Origin of the sequence: Bradyrhizobium sp. 613_E4_N2_2 (genome assembly GCF_052075995.1) — a bacterium.
Taxonomy (GTDB): Bacteria; Pseudomonadota; Alphaproteobacteria; order Rhizobiales; family Xanthobacteraceae; genus Bradyrhizobium; species Bradyrhizobium barranii.
In genome coordinates this window covers 7,264,200-7,279,596 of sequence record NZ_CP197234.1, presented here as the reverse complement: position 1 = coordinate 7,279,596, position 15,397 = coordinate 7,264,200, and the positions used below count along the sequence as shown (strand labels likewise).

Sequence of the window (15,397 nt, the reverse complement as noted above, 5' to 3'; positions counted from 1 at the left end):
CTCATCATCCTCAATAATGCGGCGGGGGCTCGTTGGCGGGGCCCGGCGCATTCGTCTCGGCTTCCTGAAGTCGCTCGCCGAGCTCTGCGATCTTCCGCGTCAGCGCGTCGATCTGCTTCCACTGCGCGGTGATCGTCTGGTTGAGTGTCTCGATCGTATCGTCCTGATAGGCGATGCGCGTCTCCAGCGTGTCGATGCGTTCGCCCAGCGTCTTGATGTCACTCGTCACGGTCGTGCCCCAATTCCTGTTCGCGTAGGCCCCGTTCGCGCAAGCCATGACCGAGTGCGACGCGCTCGTCGAATACAAAACATTCGCCGCGCCAGCGGCTCTGCGCCTCCGGCACCTCTTCGAGATATTTGAGGATACCGCCCTTGAGGTGATAGACCTCGGCAAAGCCGCGCGCGAGCAGATGCGCGCTCGCCTTCTCGCAGCGGATGCCGCCGGTGCAGAACATCGCGATCCTGCGGTGCTTTGCCGGATCGAGCTGCTCGGCGGCAAAATCCTTGAACTGGCCAAAGCTCTTGATCTCGGGATCGACCGCACCCTCGAACGTGCCCATCGCCACCTCGAAGGCATTGCGGGTGTCGAGCACCAGCGTGTCGGGTGCTGCGATCAGCGCGTTCCATTCGGCGGCCTCGACGTACGTGCCGACCTGGCGCGTTGGATCGGCGGCCTCGTCGCCGAGCGTGACGATCTCCTTCTTCAGCCGCACCTTGAGCCGGCCGAACGGCATCGCCTCGGCGGTCGAGAATTTCAGCTCGAGATTGTTCAGCCGGCCGCCGAACAGGGCGCCGTGCGCGAGCTCGTGGACGAAGGCGTCGATCGCCTCGGGCGCACCCGCAATCGTGCCGTTGATACCTTCCTGGGCGAGCAGCACGCTGCCCTTGAGCGCGAGGCCCGCGCAGAACGCGCGCAACGGCTCGCGTAGCTCGCGGTAATCGGGCAGGGCGGCGAATTGGTAAAAGGCGGCGACCTTGTGGATCATGGCGGCTCGTTTAGCAGGCGGCCGCCGCCCAGAAAACCCGCATGGCCCCGGACGGCAAAAGGTCTATACGCCCAGCGGATGGCAGCTATTTCGCTGGTATGCCAGCATTGCCCCGGCGGGCTGGAATGTGTCATGTAGGCCCGGTTTTTCCGAGACGGCGCGCCCTCCGCGTCGACCGCCCAAGAGAGCCCCCCAAGAGAGCCCTGAGAGAGCAAAACTTCGATGAGAAACTTCCATTTCCCCGGCAGGTCCACGGTCCACGCCACCAACGCGATGGTCGCGACCTCGCATCCGCAGGCCTCCCTGGCCGCGATCGAGGTGCTGCGCGAGGGCGGTACGGCGGTGGACGCGGCGGTGGCGGGTTCGGCGCTGCTCGGCGTGATCGAGCCGCAATCGACCGGCATCGGCGGCGACTGCTTTGCGCTGATCCAGCCGCGCGGCGAGGGCAAGATCATCGCCTATAACGGCTCCGGCCGGGCCCCGAAGGCGGCGAACGCCGACTGGTATCTCGAGCGCAAGATCAATTCCGTGCCGCTGACCTCGGCGCATGCGGTCTCGATCCCCGGCGTGATCGACGCCTTCGCGACCGTGCTGCGCGATCACGGCAAGTTCGGCTTCGACCGCCTGCTCCAGCCCGCGATCAAGGCGGCGGAAGAGGGTTACGTCGTCGCCCCGCGCATCGCCTTCGACTGGAAGAACCAGTTCGAGAAGCTGAAGGGTGGCACCAACACGGTGCGTTACCTGTTGCCGGGTGGCAAGCCGCCGGTCGCCGGCGACATCATCCGCCAGGCCGAACTCGGCAAGACGCTGCGCGCGATCGCCAAGGACGGCCGCGACGCCTTCTACAAGGGCGCGATCGCGGAGGATATGGTCGAGACCCTGCGCGGGATCGGCGGCCTGCACACGCTCGACGATTTCGCCGCCCACACCACCGAGACGACGACGCCGATCGGCACCAACTACAAGGGTTACGACGTCTGGCAGTGCCCGCCGAACGGCCCGGGCGTCACCGCGCTCTTGATGCTCAACATCCTGTCGCGGTTCGACCTGACCAAGTACGCGCCGCTCAGCATCGAGCGCTTCCATCTCGAAGCCGAAGCCGCGCGCATCGCCTACATGAACCGCGAGATGCATGTCGCCGACCCTGAGCATATGAAGATCGACGTCGCCGAAATGCTCGCGAAGGGCTTTGCCGACGAGTACATCAGCAAGATCCGCATGGACGGCATGCTCGACCTGCCGAACGTCGCGCCGCCGATGAATCCCTCGACCATCTACATCACGGTCGTGGACAAGGACCGCAACGTCTGCTCGTTCATCAATTCGATCGCGCATTCCTTCGGCTCGGCGATCGTCTCGAACAAGACCGGCGTGCTGTTCCAGAACCGCGCCGGTGGGTTCCGCATCCAGCCCGGCCATCCCAATTGCATCGCCGGCGGCAAGCGTCCGCTTCACACGATCATGCCGAGCCTGCTCACCAAGGGCGGCCGCTCCGTGATGCCGTTCGCGGTGATGGGCGGACAATATCAGCCGGTCGGCCAGACTCACGTGGTGACCAACATCCTCGACTATGGCTGCGACGTGCAGGAGGCGATCGACATGCCGCGCGGTCTGCACTACGAGGGCCAGTACCAGCTGGAGGACAGCGTGCCTGCCGATATCGTCGAAGGCCTGAAGAAGCTCGGCCACAAGACCACCAGCGTGGTCGGCCCGCTCGGCGGCGCGCAGGCGATCTGGATCGACTGGGACAAGGGCACGCTCACCGGCGGTTCCGATCCGCGCAAGGACGGCTGCGCACTGGGCTATTAAGGGCCGAGGGCTGGAAACGATTGCTTCGTTGCGCTAGACACCTTCCGCCTCAAACGGAAGGTCTCTTATGCAGCGTTTCCAGCGCGCACTCTTCGCCATCATGTCGGCACTTGCGATCACCGTGATCGGCAGCGTGTCGACATTCGTTTCCACCACGGCCTCGGCCCAGACCGCAGGAAAACCCATGACCACAGCTTCAGGCTTGCAGACCATTGATAACGTTGTCGGCACCGGTGCCTCGCCGAAACCCGGCCAGATCTGCGTGATGCATTACACCGGCTGGCTCTACGAGAACGGCCAGAAGGGCAAGAAATTCGACTCGTCGGTCGACCGCAACGAGCCGTTCGAGTTTCCGATCGGCAAGGGCCGTGTCATCGCCGGCTGGGACGAGGGCGTTGCCACGATGAAGGTCGGCGGCAAGCGCACGCTGATCATCCCGCCGCAGCTCGGCTATGGCGCGCGCGGCGCCGGCGGCGTGATCCCGCCGAACGCGACTTTGATGTTCGACGTGGAATTGCTCGCGGTGAAGTGAACCTACGTCGTCATGCCCGGGCTTGTCCCGGGCATCCACGTTCTTTCCTTCGTGCAGCCAAGACGTGGATGGCCGGGACAAGCCCGGCCATGACGGATAGAGATCAGCGCAAAACAAAAAGACCGGCCTCGCGGCCGGTCTCTTCGCTTTCAGATTGACGCGCGTCACTCCGCCGCGCGCTTTGCCGCAGCCGCGGCGCGATCGATTGCTTCCTTCGCGGCGTCCTTGGCGTCGCCCATGGCCTGCTGGCCCTTGCCCTTCACTTCCTGGACCACGCCTTCGCCCTTCAGGCGATCGGAACCGGTGGCTTCACCGATGCCCTGCTTGGCCTTGCCGATGGCCTCGTTGGCGGTGCCCTTGATCTTGTCGCTCGTGCTACCCATGAAACTCTCCTTCCAGTTGGCTCGCGAAAACAACGCCTGCCGACTACGAGAGTTCCGATTTTGGGTATGGCTTGATAGGCCCGCTTTGGTTAGCTTGCCGCGCACGGAACCAACAGAAAGCAAGTCCCATGACCGGCCATGACCACACGCATTCCCACCATGACCACGATCATGACGATCGCTGGAAACATGACGGTGTGCGCGTCATTCCCGGCAATCAGCTCGATACCAATGTGCCGTCGACGGCCGGCATGGACCGCGCGGCCGCGATCAATTTCGCGCGCGTCGGCGCGCAGAAATTGTGGGCGGGCACGGTCAGCATCAAGCCGGACGCCAAGACCGGTGCGCATCACCACGGCCATCTCGAAAGCGTCATCTACGTGGTGAAGGGCAAGGCGCGGATGCGCTGGGGCGAGAGCCTGCAATTCACCGCGGAGGCCGGCCCCGGCGATTTCATTTTCGTCCCGCCTTACGTGCCGCATCAGGAGATCAACGCCAGCCGGGACGAGGTGCTGGAATGCGTGCTGGTGCGCAGCGACGGCGAGGCGGTCGCGATCAACCTCGACATCGAGCCGGTCGAGAAGCCCGAGACCGTGCTGTGGATCGACCCCGTGCACCGGGATCCCAACGAGAAGAAGTAAGGGCCTGAAAGCCTGCTGGTTCTGTGCGACAGAACCACGCAGGCACGGCCTTCAAAAAATATTCGGAAGCCGTGTCGGATGGCCGTCGGGCCATCCGTCCTTGGGCAGAACCCCGCCCAAGGAGCCTCCGATGCCCAAAATGATCTTCGTCAATCTGCCGGTGACCGACCTCAAGCGCGCGACGGCCTTTTACGAGGCGGTCGGTGCGGTCAGGAACCCGCAATTCAGCGACGAGACGGCGAGCTGCATGGTCTTCTCCGAGACCATCTTCGCCATGCTCCTGACCCACGACAAATTCCGCAAGTTCACGCCGAAGCCGATCGCGGATGCCAAGACCTCCAACCAGGTGCTGCTCTGCCTCTCGGCCGACAGCCGCGTCGAGGTCGATGACGTCGTCGGCAAGGCCGAGGCCGCGGGCGGTGTGGCCGATCCCAGCCCGAAGGACGAATACAGCTTCATGTACGGCCGCAGCTTCGAGGATCCGGATGGTCATATGTGGGGCGTGAACTGGATGGACATGGCGGCCTTCGCCGCGCAGTCCGACATGGCGAACGCCTGACCGAAGCCAACGAATATCGACCATCCCAAGAGGAGCATTCACGATGTCCAAGCTCGTGCCCTGCATGTGGTTCAACGGCGATGCCGAGGAAGCCGCGAAGTTCTACGTGTCGCTCGTTCCGAACTCGGAAATCACGCACGTCCAGCGCAACGTTTCGGACGGCCCGTCCGGCAAGACAGGCTCGGTGCTCGTCGTCGAGTTCACGGTGGCCGGGCAGCCCCTGGTCGCGCTCAACGGCGGCATGAAGGTGGAATATACCCACGCAATCTCGCTGATGATCCATTGCGACGATCAAGCTCAGGTCGACAGCGTCTGGAGCGCGTTCCTTGCTCATGGCGGCAAGGAGCAGCAGTGCGGCTGGATCAGCGATCGCTGGGGCGTATCCTGGCAGGTGGTGCCGAAGGTGATGTTCGAATTCCTGTCGAGCCCAGACAAGGCTGCGGCTGCGCGCGCGATGCAAGCCATGATGAAGATGGTCAAGCTCGATGTGGAAGTGCTGCGTCGCGCGTTCGAGGGCAAGTCGGCAGCGTGACGTCAACACAGGTGCTGTAGGGTGGGCAAAGGCGCAAAGCGCCGTGCCCACCATTCATCGACGATTGAGAGAGTTGGTGGGCACGCTCCGCTTTGCCCACCCTACGAAACCTTGCCTAGAGGCCTCAGTAATTAATCCGCAGCCCCACGCCGCCATGGATGGTGTTCCCCACCGGCTGCGGGCCCAGCGTGCCGTTGGCGAACAGGTCGACGATCCAGCCCTTCTGCACGCGGAAGCCGAGGCGGCCGCCATATTCGAACCAGCCCTGGTTGCCCATGGTCGGCACCACCAGGCCGTCGCCGGTCACGGTGGCGACGATGCCGCCATGGCTGGCGAAGGACTGCACCCAGCCGCCATTGATGTTGGTCTCGATGTTGCTGCCGAAGAGGTGCGTCCACTGGCCGCCGATCTTGACCAGGCTGGTGCGGTCGGTGCCGGTCGCAATGGAGGCGTCGAACGGATTGAACGCCACGGCGCTGTCCGAATAGCCGGAGACGCGCTGCCAGAGCTGCCAGACTTCGATCGAGGCCGCGAATTCGTCGCGCGGGGACACGCGGCTCATCCAGCCGGCACGGCCATAGACGGCGTAATTCGACGCGTTGGTCGAGCCCGTGACGCTCACCGGCCCGAGGCTGGTGTTGTAGTTGCGGGTGTAGCGCGCCTTCTCCCACGGCGTCAGGATGGTGCCGACGTCGAAGAACGGGCGCGACGAGCCCCAGTCGGTGAAGTCATAGCGCAGAGCGAACGCTCCGATCGGCGCGCTGGTGATATTGTAGCCGCCCTCGCTGTATTGCGTGTAGGCGATGCCGGCGAGCAGAGACAGGTTGTTGGTCAGCTCCTTGCGGCCGTGAATGCCGGCCGAGAACGAGCCGGCGGAGCCGAATGCGCTGATGCAGTCGCTGCAATTGACCTGCTCGTTGACGCCGAGCAGCACCGTGCCGAGCACCCGGTTGGTGATCATCTGGTTGAAGCGCTGGTTGGCGAGGCCGCCGATCGAATTGCCGCTGGAGTCCGCGCCGGTCGGGCCCGAAGGTGGAGGCGGTGGATACGGGCTCGGCGAGGACGACGGATAGGGGCTCGGCGAAGGCGAGGGGGGCGGTGTGGGTGTCGGCGACGGCGACGGCGACGGTGAATAGGTCGGTGACGGTGAGGGCGTCGGCCCACCGCATCCGGACTCGCAAGTCGCCTGCGCTGCCGCCGGTCGCGCATTGAACGCGAAGAACGCAAACGCAGCGGTTGCGGTCAGCGCGGCGGCGAGGACGAGGCGTCTGACGTCGAGTTTCGCCATCATCACCGCCCGCACAGCATGCCGTCGTCGTGGACGGCAGGCGTGATGGTCGGCGAGGCGTCCGCATACTGGTTGACCGAGCACAGCCCGGCGCTTGCGGCGCAATTGGCGGCAAAGGTCCAGGGCGGCGTGTTGGTCTTGGTGATGCTGACCTTGCCGCCGGCCGAGGTGATGATTGCAGTGTCGCCGGGCTGGGTGAGCTGCACGCACTGGGAGTTCGTCGTGCAGACGCTGGCGGCTCCGTCCTGGAGCACGACGACGGAGCGGCCGCGCTGGGAGAGGATGTCGAGCGTGGTGCCGCGCACGCCGATGGTCGCGAGCGGGGTGGTGATCTTGTAAGCGGTCTTCTCCGAATGGCCGGTGACGAAACGGAATGCGCCTGTGGTCATGCGGATCGCGACGTCGCGATAGCTGTGCTCGTCGTTGAAGACGGTGCGGTCGAGCTTCAGCGTGGCGCTCGGGCCAAGCGAGAGGTTGGTGCTGTCGGCCATGACGAAGCGCGCGGCGCTGTCGGCGCCGGTGCGCACGGTCTCGTCGCGCAGCATGCTGTCGCCGACACTGATCGGCGTCGTGGTCGTGGCCACGCGCACCACGTCGTTCTGGATCACGACGGCTTCGCCGACGCGCGTCTGCGCCTGCGCGCAGTGCGCCGCGCACAACGCGGCCGACAACAGAGTGGGGAAAAGCCAGAAACGCAAATTCATTTCGCAACCGATCGATATGTCCCTGATCGTACCGGATCGTGCGCGCTTCTGATGTGGCGAAATTATCACAAGCGGTGCTGGACGTGCGTTATGCTTAGTGACAGTTGCGGCAGAATGCGTTCAATGAAAAGTGCCGTCTTTGTTTTTCTCCGCGGTGAAGCAGATTTGCCACGCAAAATAGCCCCACAGCAGCCGTTCGAATTGCCCGCGGTTCCGAAGGTGTCGCAGAGCGCAGTGATCGCTGTCGCGATTTTCCTGGTCGCGCATCTCGCGCTGCTGATCGGCCTGACGGCGCCGGAGAAGTTCGTCTTCGACGAGGTGCATTACGTGCCGGCGGCACGGCAGATGCTGGCACCCACGATGTCGCAACCGATGCTCAATCCGATGCATCCGCCGCTGGCCAAGGAGCTGATCGCGGCATCGATCGCCGCCTTCGGCGACAATGCGCTGGGCTGGCGCTATCCGTCGACCTTGTTCGGCGCGCTGGCGATCGTCGCGATCTATCTGTGCGGGCTCGCGCTGTTCTCCGCGCAAGGGCCCGCGATCGCCGCCGCGGCGATCGCGGGCTTCAACCAGATGCTTTACGTGCAGGCGCGCATCGCCATGCTCGACATTTACGCGCTCGGGTTCGGCCTGCTCGCGATTGCCGCCTTCATGCACGGCTTTCGAAGAGAGCGCCCGCATGCGTTGTTCGCGCTCGCGGGCGCCTTGTTTGGCCTCGCGGCGGCTTGCAAATGGAGCGGCCTGTTTCCGCTCGGCATCTGCATCGTGATGGTTGCGGTGATCCGGCTGATGCAGGGCTGGCGCACGCTGTTCGCCGGCGCGACGCCGAGCGACTGGTATCGGCCCGATCTCTGGCCCGATCTTCGCGTGCAGCATGTCGCGCTCTGTTTTGCCGTGCTGCCGGCGCTGACATATCTTGCCGCTTTCGTGCCGCTCTACGGAGCGTCGCTGCCGGATCTGATCGAGGCGCAGCGCCGGATATTCGCCGACAACACTACGACCGCGATCGCCGGCCATACCTATATGAGCGCGTGGCCATCCTGGCCGCTGCTCGCGCGCCCGGTGTGGTTCCTGTTCGACAAGACCTCGGAGAACAATGTCTCCGCGATCGTCTTCCTCGGCAATCCGCTGGTCGCGTGGCCGGCGCTGCTCGCGCTCGCCGTCGTGCTGCGCGACTTTATCGTCGCGCGGCGCTGGGACGCGTTCCTGATCGCGGCGTTCTATTTCGGCTCGTGGCTCGCCTGGGCTTTGCTGCCGCGCACGCTCGGCTTCCTCTACTATTATCTGCCGGCCGCAACGGTGGCGTCGCTTGCGCTGGTCTATGTGCTGCGACGAGAGGGGCTGCCGCGCTGGCTGCTGTGGGCCTATGTCGGGGTCGCGGCGATCGGCTTTGCGGTGATGCTGCCGATCTCGGCGGCCTTCATCGGCACGTCCATGCAGACGTTCAACCGGTTGATGCTGTTCCAGAGCTGGATATGAAAGCGCCGCCTGTCACGATCGTGGCAGGCGGCGTGTTTCACGCGGCGATGACTTGAATTTCACTTGGACAATTTTACTTGGACGCCGTCGTCTTGGCTTCCATGTTCACGACCTGGACGCGGCGGTTGATCGGGTCGGCGCCGTTGGCGGTGTCCTTCAGCTTGGTCTTGCCATAGCCGACGGTGACGAGATCTGTGCCGTTGAGACCATAGTTCTGCACCAGGTACTTCTTGATGGTGTCGGCGCGCCGTTCGGAGAGCCCTTGATTGTACTCCTCGCCGCCGATCGCATCGGTGTGGCCGGCGACCACGAAGGTCGAGCCCTTCAGCGACGGATCGGACAGCGCCTTGCCGAGCGCCTGCACCGACGGCACCGACGTCTTGGCGATGTCGGCCGAGTTGTAGTCGAACTGGATCTCCAGATCGATCTTCGGCTTGGTCGCGGCGAGCTCGGCGATCTGCTCGCGCTCGCCCGTCGAGAGCGACCGGGTCGAGCGGTTGCGCACCGTGTTCAGGAACGTCGATTCCTTGGCCTGCACCGCCGGATCGGCCTGCGGACCGACGGACAGGCCGCGGGTCGCCGGCTTGGGCTTCAGCGCATCCAGAATCTGGTTGGCGGAGACGTTATCGCCGGCGAAAGCCAGGCCCGCCGTCATCGACAGCGCGGCCGTGAGGGTAATCGCCTTCAGTCCAAAAAACTTATCAAAACGGGTCATTGTCGAATCCTCGCTGTTACGCCTGATGGCGATTTGATGTTGCGAGCGTAGGGAAGGTTCAACAGCCTCGATGTGATGCGGGTCACATTCCAGACGACCGAAATGACCCGTGCATCCTCGCGCCGGCGCCGATCGGAATCCATGGCATGTCGGGCCAGCGGCGGTGCCCTGCCACCGGGAAGAAGCGCCGTCTCATTCGGCATCGACAGCTGAACCGGCTGGACTCGCAGCCCGCGCAGGTACAATCTTTTGGCCATTGTTCGTCACCAGCCGTATTGCCCGCTGCGTCAGCAGCCCAAAAAGCGACCGTCGCAGCGACTCTCAGCTCGGTTCGAGCAGCAGAAATCCCCGAGTGATCCAGATCACAGTGCGTCGTTGTGAATTGGATCAGATTGCTCTCATCGGATCGGCTCAGGTCGAACCGAGAGCAGCGAGGAAGTTTGGATCAGGGGAGAATGATCATGCGCTTCTTGATCGCAGCAATTTCAATCGCAGTATTTCTCGTCAGCGGCAACGCGGCCTTCGCGGACAAGCGCGTCGCCTTCGTGGTCGGCAACGCCGCCTACAAGAACGTCCCGCAGCTTCCCAACCCCGCGATCGACTCCAAGGCGATGGCCAGGGTGCTGCGCAATGTCGGCTTCGACGTCGTCGAGGGCGCCAACCTCACCCGCGATGCCATGACCGCGAAGCTGCTGGAGTTCGGCAAGAAGAGCGAAGGCGCCGACGTCGCGGTGTTCTTCTATGCCGGCCACGGGATTGCCGTGAACGGCGTCAACTACCTGTTGCCGGTCGACGCCGACCTGAAATCCGAGATGGACGTCAAGCTGGGCGCGGCGATCAATGTCGACCTCACGCTCGATCAGACCATGTCGGACGCGAAGGTGAAGCTCGTGTTCCTGGACGCCTGCCGCGACAATCCGTTCGCGGCAAAGATCCGCTCGGCCAAGGCCACCCGCTCCGTCAACGTCCAGACCGGTCTTGCCGAGATGAAGTCGGGCGAGGGCACGCTGATTGCCTTTGCCACCGGCCCCGGCCAGACCGCGCTCGACGGCGAGGCCGGCACCAACAGCCCGTTCACCCGCGCGCTCGTCGCCAACATTGCCCAGCCCGGGATCGAGATCCAGCAGGCGATGACCAAGGTCCGTGCCCAGGTCAGTGACGAGACCAGCAAGGGGCAATTGCCCTGGGGGCACACCAACCTCACGGGCAACGTCTATCTCAATCCGGTTGGTGTGCCGGCCGCGGCCACGACCGATCCGTCGAACGCACCGGTGTCGGCCGCGAGCAAGCAAGGCTCCGACGTCGAGCTCGAGTTCTGGCGCTCGATCAGGGACTCCAACAAGGTCGAGGAACTCAACGCCTATCTCACCAGCTATCCCAACGGCACGTTCAAATCGATCGCACTCGCCCGCATCGCGGCGTTGCAGGATGGTCCATCCATCACCACCCGCAATCTCTCGGCCGGGATCGATCCCGCGACCTTTACGGAAGAAGCCAACCAGGTGTCTGAAGACCAGATCGGTCTGGACAAGAACCAGCGCCGCGACGTGCAGCGCCGCCTCACCGGGCTCGGCTTCGACGTCAAGGCGACGGGCAAGTTCGACGATGAGACCCGTTCCGTGATGAGGCGGTGGCAGGCTGCCCGTGGCTATCCTGCGACTGGTTATCTCAACAAGCTCCAGCACAAGGCCCTGCTGTCGGAGATTGTCTCGACCCGCGCGGCCTCCTCCGAGCAGGCAGACGACGAGCCCGCGCGTCGCCGGTCCTCCGGCGGTGGCGGCCGGCGCCATTACGGCGGTGGCGGTGCCGGTCCGCCAGGCGGCCCCGGCGGTCTGTTCGGCGGTATGATGGGCGGGTTGTTCGGCCGCCGCTGAGCCGGCAGGCAAGCAACAGGCGGCCCGGTTCGGGCCGCCAATTTGTTCCGGAAACCCTTGCTCACCGATCGTCGCAAAGCCGTCGCGTGATGGCCCGCGTGCGAACAAGAATTCGGCCAGTTGGGCGCCTAGCAGGACTCCGCGTCCAACAACCGCCGAGGAAGGGAGCCGAGTTCAGTCCAGTGCCCAGGCCGAGTGATTACCAGTTCTATCGTGGCGGGCCGCAGGATCGGACAGTCTTTCTGAGCTCAATGCCCATCTATGTCGGTGCGGCGATGATCGCGGTGGCGATCCTGCTGTCCACGCTGATCACCGGGCTGAGCAGCCGTTATGTCGGCCTCGACGGTCCGAACGACGAGAACATGTGGCTGGTCGACCGCCTCACCGGCAGCGTCTATCGCTGCCAGGCGGAGGGGCGTGGCAAAGCGTCCTGCGAGCCCGATGTCGCCACAGGCAGCGTCGGTGACCGGCCCAAGGTGCAAAAGAACGGCAATTGAGGCCTTGCACCCTCGCAGCGCAGCCATGGCCAACACCGATATCAGCAACGGCAAGATGAAGAGCGCTTGCACGCATTACATGAAGGCGCAGAAGGCCATGTCGATGAAGTGAGGCGCGCACGGTTCGGCCGCGCTGTCAGCAGTTGGCAGCGCGGCTTTTTCTTGAGAAAGCTTCTTTGGCGTCTCTCTTTTTCCTGGCGCGAATCCGGCTACATTGCCTCCTGCAATGTCACGCGCGCCCAAACCCTTTCCGATCCCCACGACACAGGCCCGGCAGATCTGGCTGCATGCCCAGCGGCTGGACGAGCGCGCGCCGTTCGGGGAGGGGGCGCGCGCGGTGGCGGATGCGATCGACCATCTCGGTTATGTGCAGATCGACACCATCAACGTCATCGAGCGCAGCCACCACCACATCCTGTTCAGCCGCATTCCGTCCTACCGGCGTGCCGATCTGCGCCAGGCCCAGAGCGTCGACAGGAGCGTGTTCGAATACTGGACCCATGCGCTGTCCTACGTGCCAGCGAACGATTTTCGCTTCTTCCTGCCGGCGATGCGCGAGCACCGGCGCGAGGGGCACAAATGGTACGCCTCGGTCAAGCCGGCCGATACGCGCAAGGTGATGCGGCTCCTGCGTGCCGGTCCGCTGACGATCCGCGACATCGAGGACGACGTGCTCACCGAGAAGGAGCATCTCTGGCAGAGCCGAAAACCCTCGAAGCGGGCTTTGCAGCTCGCCTTCTACACCGGCGTCGCGACCGTCAGCGCGCGCCAGGGTATGCTCAAGACCTACGAGCTGATGACGCGGCACTTCGGCTGGGACAAGCTGCCGAGGCCGGCGTCAGCGAGAGACATCACGGCCTATCTGCTCGACCGCGCGCTGCGGTCGCAGGGCGTGGTCAGCCTGGATTCGATCTGCCACCTCGATGCGCCGAGCAAGAAGGCGATCGCTCAGCTGGTCGCCTCGCGCGTGCGCCGCGGCGAGCTCGTGCCCGTTGCGATCGAGGGCGCCGGCAAGCAGGAGCATTGGGCCGCGCCCGCGGCGCTGGAGCCGGGTGAGGGCGCCGCGCCCGATCTCGTTCACATCCTCTCGCCGTTCGATCCCCTGATCATCCAGCGCAAGCGCACCAATCTGTTCTTCGGCTACAACCATCTGTTCGAAGCCTATGTGCCGAAGGCCAAGCGCAAGCTTGGCTATTTCGCGTTGCCCGTGCTGGTGGGCGACGAGATCGTCGCGGCGCTTGACCTCAAGACCGATAGGCAGGTGAAGAAGCTGTTGATGCAGAAATGGACCTGGGTCGGGCAGGGGAAGAAGACGGCGGGGCGCAAGGAGCTGAAGCGCGTGATCGAGGAGGAGCTCGATCGCTTTGAGCGGTTTCAATTGGCGGAGTGAAGCGCGCTCGCCACGGCTTCGGTCTCGTAGGGTGGGCAAAGCGACTTGTCCGCCGTAGCTCGAAGAGCGAAGGCGGAAGCGTGCCCACCATCGTGGTCCGCGAAGGAGAATGGTGGGCACGGCGCTAACGCGCCTTTGCCCACCCTACAAGACCATCGACCCAAACGCCAAACGCAATCCCCACCCCATACGCCACCAGATTCCACAGCGAGAAGATCCGTCCTAACAGCAGCGCGCCCGCGGTGGTGAGCCGAAACGCATCGAGCCAGGGCGCATGCACCAGCCGGGAGAACTCGACGACGATCGCGATCGCCACGGCGATGGCTGCAAGTCGGCTCCGTGACATCCCCGGCAGCAACACCCCGACCAGCAGAAACACCATCGTCGCCCATAGCAGCGAGCCGCCATACTTCACCACGAAGGCGGGAAGCCCGAGCGGAAAGCCGTACCAACGCAACGACAGCCCGCAGGCGATGACCGCAAGAGCAAGGCCGGCGCGGATCAGTGATGTCTGTAGCGGCGCAACAGGTTTATCCGGTTGCGCCCCGTGCATTGCTCGCTCCATTGACTCTTTGCCCGCGATGCTCAAAACCGCAACCAGCCCATAAGAGCAACAACCCCGGGGGGAAAGCCATGAGCCAGACCACGACCTATGCCGGTTCCGCCGGCTCAGCCAAGTCGGAAATCGAGACCTCGACGATCCGCGCCATCTCCTGGCGCCTGATTCCGTTCCTGGTGCTGGCCTACTTCTTCTCCTATCTCGACCGCGTCAATCTCGGCTTCGCCGCGCTGACCATGAACGCGGAGCTGAAGTTCACGCCGCTGATCTTCTCCTGGGGCGCGGGCATCTTCTTCATCGGCTATTTCATTTTCGAGGTGCCGAGCAATCTGGCGCTGGAGAAGTTCGGCGCGAGCCGCTGGATCGCCCGCATCATGGTGACCTGGGGCATCATCTCGGCGCTGATGGCGCTGGTCAGCGGGGTGACGAGCTTCTACGTGCTGCGCTTCCTGCTCGGCGTCGCCGAGGCCGGCTTCTTCCCCGGCATCATCCTCTATCTCACCTATTGGTACCCGGCCGAGTATCGCGCCCGCTTCCTCGCGGCCTTCGCCATCGCTGTCCCGGTCTCCACCGTGATCGGTGCGCCGGTCTCGGGCCTGCTGCTCGGGCTCGACGGTGCGATGGGGTTGAAGGGCTGGCAGTGGTTGTTCATCATCGAAGGCATCCCCTCGGTGTTGCTGGGCATCGTCACCTGGTTCTATCTCACCGACAGGCCGGAGAAGGCGGACTGGCTCTCGGCCGATCAGAAGGCCTGGCTCAAGTCCAGGCTCGATTCGGAAATCGCGGCCAAGCAGACGGTGAAGCATCTGTCGCTCGGCGAGGCGCTGTCGTCGCCGAAGGTGATCATGCTGAGCCTCGTCTATTTCGGCTTCGTCGGCGCGCTCTATGGCATGCAGTTCTGGCTGCCGCAGATCGTCAAGGCGTTCGGCCTCACCAACGCCCAGACCGGCTTTGTCACCGCGATCCCGTATCTGTTCGGCACCATCGCCATGATCCTGTGGGCGCGGCATTCCGATGCGACGCGCGAGCGCGTGATGCATGTCGGCGCGCCGCTGCTGCTCACCGCCGTCGCGCTTGCCGTCTCCTCCTATCTCACCGATCCCACCATGACGATGGTGGTGCTCACTGTGGCGGCGATCGGCGTGTTCTGCTGCTTCGGCGTGTTCTGGACCCTGCCGACCGCCTGGCTCTCCGGCACGGCGGCGGCCGGCGCCATCGCGCTGATCAACTCGATCGGCAATCTCGCCGGCTTCGGCGGGCCGTACCTGATCGGCTGGGTCAAGGAAGCCACCGGCCAGACCTCGACCGGCTTGCTGGTGCTGGCGGTCCTGCCCCTGATCGCCGGCATTTTGGTTTTTGTCGGTGGCCACGAGAGCAAGCACGAGTTCGCCGGGCAGGGGCGGTAGAGCAGCACTCACCGCTGCGTAGCCCGGATGGAGCGAAGCG

The 15,397-nt window shown here is 64.3% G+C and carries 18 protein-coding genes; 10 read left to right on the top strand and 8 right to left on the bottom strand.

Annotation, left to right across the window (positions count from 1 at the left end; all coding sequences use genetic code 11):
- Positions 1 to 10 precede the first annotated feature (10 nt).
- Entirely contained in the window at positions 11 to 229 is a 219-nt protein-coding gene (locus tag AB7290_RS34460; protein ID WP_063985210.1) for a SlyX family protein, read from the bottom strand.
- Positions 219 to 986 (bottom strand): oxygen-dependent tRNA uridine(34) hydroxylase TrhO, encoded by a 768-nt coding sequence (trhO, locus tag AB7290_RS34455; protein WP_085399115.1) that lies wholly within the window; start codon positions 984 to 986, stop codon positions 219 to 221. The genes AB7290_RS34460 and trhO overlap by 11 nt, the downstream gene beginning before the upstream one ends.
- A 222-nt stretch (positions 987 to 1,208) precedes the next feature.
- On the opposite strand from trhO, the gene ggt reads away from it, so the two are divergent.
- Positions 1,209 to 2,795: a gamma-glutamyltransferase gene (gene ggt / locus AB7290_RS34450; RefSeq protein WP_085399114.1), complete on the top strand. Its 1,587-nt coding sequence runs from the start codon at positions 1,209 to 1,211 to the stop codon at positions 2,793 to 2,795.
- A gap of 33 nt (positions 2,796 to 2,828) precedes the next feature.
- On the opposite strand, the gene AB7290_RS34445 is transcribed toward ggt, so the two are convergent.
- Positions 2,829 to 2,981, bottom strand: a complete 153-nt coding sequence (locus tag AB7290_RS34445) for a hypothetical protein (protein WP_245343969.1) — start codon at positions 2,979 to 2,981, stop codon at positions 2,829 to 2,831.
- Here AB7290_RS34445 and AB7290_RS34440 point away from each other — a divergent pair.
- Entirely contained in the window at positions 2,917 to 3,327 is a 411-nt protein-coding gene (locus AB7290_RS34440; protein ID WP_245343968.1) for an FKBP-type peptidyl-prolyl cis-trans isomerase, read from the top strand. The genes AB7290_RS34445 and AB7290_RS34440 overlap by 65 nt on opposite strands.
- Positions 3,328 to 3,491: 164 nt before the next feature.
- Here AB7290_RS34440 and AB7290_RS34435 read toward each other — a convergent pair whose 3' ends face one another.
- On the bottom strand, positions 3,492 to 3,710 hold the full coding sequence (locus AB7290_RS34435) for a CsbD family protein (protein ID WP_028148583.1): 219 nt from the start codon (positions 3,708 to 3,710) through the stop codon (positions 3,492 to 3,494).
- A 128-nt stretch (positions 3,711 to 3,838) separates the two neighbouring features.
- On the opposite strand from AB7290_RS34435, the gene AB7290_RS34430 reads away from it, so the two are divergent.
- The 3 genes from AB7290_RS34430 to AB7290_RS34420 all read left to right on the top strand — a co-directional run bounded on the left by AB7290_RS34430 (position 3,839) and on the right by AB7290_RS34420 (position 5,442).
- Positions 3,839 to 4,351, top strand: coding sequence for a cupin domain-containing protein (locus tag AB7290_RS34430; RefSeq protein WP_028148584.1), 513 nt, complete (start codon positions 3,839 to 3,841; stop codon positions 4,349 to 4,351).
- A gap of 130 nt (positions 4,352 to 4,481) precedes the next feature.
- On the top strand, positions 4,482 to 4,910 hold the full coding sequence (locus tag AB7290_RS34425; protein WP_085399112.1) for a VOC family protein: 429 nt from the start codon (positions 4,482 to 4,484) through the stop codon (positions 4,908 to 4,910).
- A 43-nt stretch (positions 4,911 to 4,953) separates the two neighbouring features.
- A complete protein-coding gene (locus tag AB7290_RS34420) occupies positions 4,954 to 5,442 on the top strand; it encodes a VOC family protein (RefSeq protein WP_071916231.1) in 489 nt (162 codons plus the stop codon).
- A gap of 124 nt (positions 5,443 to 5,566) precedes the next feature.
- On the opposite strand, the gene AB7290_RS34415 is transcribed toward AB7290_RS34420, so the two are convergent.
- Both AB7290_RS34415 and AB7290_RS34410 read right to left on the bottom strand, forming a co-directional pair.
- The gene (locus AB7290_RS34415) at positions 5,567 to 6,730 is read right to left on the bottom strand and encodes a hypothetical protein (protein ID WP_085399128.1); all 1,164 of its coding nucleotides are present in this window, start codon (positions 6,728 to 6,730) and stop codon (positions 5,567 to 5,569) included.
- Positions 6,731 to 6,732: 2 nt separating this feature from the next.
- A complete protein-coding gene (locus tag AB7290_RS34410) occupies positions 6,733 to 7,434 on the bottom strand; it encodes a FecR family protein (protein ID WP_085399111.1) in 702 nt (233 codons plus the stop codon).
- A gap of 51 nt (positions 7,435 to 7,485) precedes the next feature.
- On the opposite strand from AB7290_RS34410, the gene AB7290_RS34405 reads away from it, so the two are divergent.
- Positions 7,486 to 8,916 (top strand): phospholipid carrier-dependent glycosyltransferase, encoded by a 1,431-nt coding sequence (locus tag AB7290_RS34405; RefSeq protein ID WP_094183871.1) that lies wholly within the window; start codon positions 7,486 to 7,488, stop codon positions 8,914 to 8,916.
- A 73-nt stretch (positions 8,917 to 8,989) separates the two neighbouring features.
- Here the strand turns inward: AB7290_RS34405 and AB7290_RS34400 are convergent, their stop codons facing one another.
- Positions 8,990 to 9,631: an OmpA family protein gene (locus AB7290_RS34400; RefSeq protein ID WP_354078963.1), complete on the bottom strand. Its 642-nt coding sequence runs from the start codon at positions 9,629 to 9,631 to the stop codon at positions 8,990 to 8,992.
- A gap of 461 nt (positions 9,632 to 10,092) precedes the next feature.
- On the opposite strand from AB7290_RS34400, the gene AB7290_RS34395 reads away from it, so the two are divergent.
- The 3 genes from AB7290_RS34395 to AB7290_RS34385 all read left to right on the top strand — a co-directional run bounded on the left by AB7290_RS34395 (position 10,093) and on the right by AB7290_RS34385 (position 13,392).
- On the top strand, positions 10,093 to 11,505 hold the full coding sequence (locus AB7290_RS34395; protein ID WP_085399127.1) for a caspase family protein: 1,413 nt from the start codon (positions 10,093 to 10,095) through the stop codon (positions 11,503 to 11,505).
- A gap of 251 nt (positions 11,506 to 11,756) precedes the next feature.
- Positions 11,757 to 12,002 (top strand): hypothetical protein, encoded by a 246-nt coding sequence (locus tag AB7290_RS34390; RefSeq protein WP_085399108.1) that lies wholly within the window; start codon positions 11,757 to 11,759, stop codon positions 12,000 to 12,002.
- 226 nt (positions 12,003 to 12,228) lie between these two features.
- Positions 12,229 to 13,392: a winged helix-turn-helix domain-containing protein gene (locus AB7290_RS34385; RefSeq protein WP_085399107.1), complete on the top strand. Its 1,164-nt coding sequence runs from the start codon at positions 12,229 to 12,231 to the stop codon at positions 13,390 to 13,392.
- A 124-nt stretch (positions 13,393 to 13,516) separates the two neighbouring features.
- Here the strand turns inward: AB7290_RS34385 and AB7290_RS34380 are convergent, their stop codons facing one another.
- A complete protein-coding gene (locus AB7290_RS34380; protein WP_085399106.1) occupies positions 13,517 to 13,945 on the bottom strand; it encodes a ribosomal maturation YjgA family protein in 429 nt (142 codons plus the stop codon).
- Between the two features lie 80 nt (positions 13,946 to 14,025).
- Here AB7290_RS34380 and AB7290_RS34375 point away from each other — a divergent pair, with 80 nt between their 5' ends.
- Positions 14,026 to 15,357 (top strand): MFS transporter, encoded by a 1,332-nt coding sequence (locus tag AB7290_RS34375; protein WP_085399105.1) that lies wholly within the window; start codon positions 14,026 to 14,028, stop codon positions 15,355 to 15,357.
- Positions 15,358 to 15,397 lie beyond the last annotated feature (40 nt).

Bases quoted from the DNA above. Each gene is read 5' to 3' on its own strand.
- AB7290_RS34425 (WP_085399112.1), top strand. From the start codon at position 4,482: ATGCCCAAAATGATCTTCGTCAATCTGCCGGTGACCGACCTCAAGCGC.
- AB7290_RS34385 (WP_085399107.1), top strand. From the start codon at position 12,229: ATGTCACGCGCGCCCAAACCCTTTCCGATCCCCACGACACAGGCCCGG.
- AB7290_RS34380 (WP_085399106.1), bottom strand. From the start codon at position 13,945: ATGCACGGGGCGCAACCGGATAAACCTGTTGCGCCGCTACAGACATCA.
- AB7290_RS34395 (WP_085399127.1), top strand. From the start codon at position 10,093: ATGCGCTTCTTGATCGCAGCAATTTCAATCGCAGTATTTCTCGTCAGC.
- trhO (WP_085399115.1), bottom strand. From the start codon at position 986: ATGATCCACAAGGTCGCCGCCTTTTACCAATTCGCCGCCCTGCCCGAT.
- AB7290_RS34400 (WP_354078963.1), bottom strand. From the start codon at position 9,631: ATGACCCGTTTTGATAAGTTTTTTGGACTGAAGGCGATTACCCTCACG.
- AB7290_RS34405 (WP_094183871.1), top strand. From the start codon at position 7,486: ATGTGGCGAAATTATCACAAGCGGTGCTGGACGTGCGTTATGCTTAGT.
- AB7290_RS34420 (WP_071916231.1), top strand. From the start codon at position 4,954: ATGTCCAAGCTCGTGCCCTGCATGTGGTTCAACGGCGATGCCGAGGAA.
- AB7290_RS34410 (WP_085399111.1), bottom strand. From the start codon at position 7,434: ATGAATTTGCGTTTCTGGCTTTTCCCCACTCTGTTGTCGGCCGCGTTG.
- AB7290_RS34435 (WP_028148583.1), bottom strand. From the start codon at position 3,710: ATGGGTAGCACGAGCGACAAGATCAAGGGCACCGCCAACGAGGCCATC.
- AB7290_RS34445 (WP_245343969.1), bottom strand. From the start codon at position 2,981: ATGGGTTTTCCTGCGGTCTGGGCCGAGGCCGTGGTGGAAACGAATGTC.
- AB7290_RS34415 (WP_085399128.1), bottom strand. From the start codon at position 6,730: ATGGCGAAACTCGACGTCAGACGCCTCGTCCTCGCCGCCGCGCTGACC.
- ggt (WP_085399114.1), top strand. From the start codon at position 1,209: ATGAGAAACTTCCATTTCCCCGGCAGGTCCACGGTCCACGCCACCAAC.
- AB7290_RS34390 (WP_085399108.1), top strand. From the start codon at position 11,757: ATGCCCATCTATGTCGGTGCGGCGATGATCGCGGTGGCGATCCTGCTG.
- AB7290_RS34430 (WP_028148584.1), top strand. From the start codon at position 3,839: ATGACCGGCCATGACCACACGCATTCCCACCATGACCACGATCATGAC.
- AB7290_RS34375 (WP_085399105.1), top strand. From the start codon at position 14,026: ATGAGCCAGACCACGACCTATGCCGGTTCCGCCGGCTCAGCCAAGTCG.